Annotated in this window: 1 protein-coding gene and 1 pseudogene; both read right to left on the reverse strand. The window is 74.0% G+C overall.

From position 1 onward, the window contains the following. Positions 1-806: pseudogene (locus JZ5iCDA_RS17180) on the reverse strand (hypothetical protein); the annotation flags it as partial. Further along, on the reverse strand, positions 803-1716 hold a 914-nt coding region (locus JZ5iCDA_RS17185; RefSeq protein ID WP_139123219.1), incomplete at its 5' end, for an O-antigen ligase family protein. The gene JZ5iCDA_RS17185 and the pseudogene JZ5iCDA_RS17180, both read right to left, overlap by 4 nt.

Below are 1716 nucleotides of genomic sequence, written 5' to 3' on the forward strand. Positions count from 1 at the left end.
TGCAGCCAGGGCAGCGGGTCCGGGACGCGGCCCGCGAGGTGCACCCGGTCGGCCGTGCCGAGGCGGGCGACCTGCTCGCGGACCTGCGCGAGCATGTCGGGCGTCCCGCCGACGACGCTCACGTGGACGTCCGGCAGGTCGGCCGCGGCGGCGAGGAGGAGGCCGAGCCCCTTGCGGTCGAACTCGTGCCCGACGAACACGACGTGCGTGGCGCCGTCGGGCACCCCGGCGGCCGCGCGCGCGGCGGCGCGCTCCTCGGGCGAGGGGGGAGCGAACCGGTCGACGTCGACGCCGTTGCCGACGACGACCGCGGGCACGCGCAGGCGCGGGTACGTGGCCCGGAGCCCGTCGCGCTCGGCGCGCGTGAGGTTGACGACGACGCGGTGGTAGCGCCCGTGGTACCGCAGCGCGTCGCGCGCGGCGGTGAACAGGTGCAGCGGGTTGCGCGCCATGCGCCACGCGTAGCCGCCGCGGGCGCGCATCGCGACGCGCAGGATGCCGTGGTTGACGTAGACGTCGCCGGCGAGGACGTCGTTGTGGCAGACCGACACCGCGTCGGGCCGCGCGGCGAGGTAGCGGCGGGCCAGCACCGTGCCGACGGTGGAGAACCACACGACGCGCGCGAGCAGCGCGACGCGCCCGCGCAGGCCCTCGCCGGGCTCCGGCAGCCAGGCCCCGCGCGCCTCGGCGAGCGTGAACCGCTCCGTGGCGACCCCGGCGCGGGCGAACGACTCCTCGAGGTGGTGGGCCACCCCGCCCACGCCGCTGCCGGGGGCGATCACGGGCGCGATCTGGACGATCCTCATCGGGTGACCATCTCCTGCACGGAGCGCAGGTCGTCCGGCGAGCTCGCACGGGCCCCCGACTCGCGCGCCTGCCGGCGCGACGCGGCGTACGACTCGGCGCCGAGGCACACCCCGACGATGACGAACGGCACGGTGACCTGCACGGAGACCCAGAACAGGTCGAACTGGCCCTGGACGAAGCGCATCATGAGCATCGCGAACGCGAGCGTGCCGAACCGTGGGTTGATGCGCCACAGCACGACCATTCCGCCGACGAAGAGGACGAGGAACCCGACGAGACCGACGATCCCGGCCGACGTGAGCACCTCGAGCTCGACGTTGGGCGGCTGGAACACGAACTCGGTCACGCCCGCCGTCCACCACCGCAGACCCATGCCGACCCACGGGCTGCGCTGCCACACGTCGACCGAGTCCGCGTACCAGGTCAGGCGCTGGTTGGCGGAGTTGAACTGGTTGCCGGACGTCAGCTGCTCCTGGACGGCGAGCACGACGAAGTAGATGGCCGGTATCGCGGCGAGCAAGATGAGCTTCGAGCGCTTGCGGTCCGGGTCGCCGCGCAGCGTGATGAGCATGATGCCGATCGCGAGCCCGACGAGCGCCTGGCGCGCCTGCGCCGCGAGCACGCCGAGCGTGCACAGCCAGAACGAGGCGAGCGCGAACCAGCGCGGCCAGCCGACCCACCACGGGCGCGCGTACGCGACGAGCGCGGCGAACGCGAGCACGCAGCCGATGAAGTTCTTGTGCATCGCGATCGGCGAGTCGATGTAGACCGGGCCGGTGTTCCCGGCGGCGAGCTGCTGGAGCGCCACGAAGCACGCCTGGGCCGCGATGGCCAGGCACGGGACGAGGAACAGCGTCAGGCCGAGCCGCGCGCGGCCCGAGCGCCCCACGGCCCAGCCGAGGACCAGGG

This window comes from Cellulosimicrobium cellulans, assembly GCF_001722485.1.
Taxonomy (GTDB): Bacteria; Actinomycetota; Actinomycetes; order Actinomycetales; family Cellulomonadaceae; genus Cellulosimicrobium; species Cellulosimicrobium cellulans_A.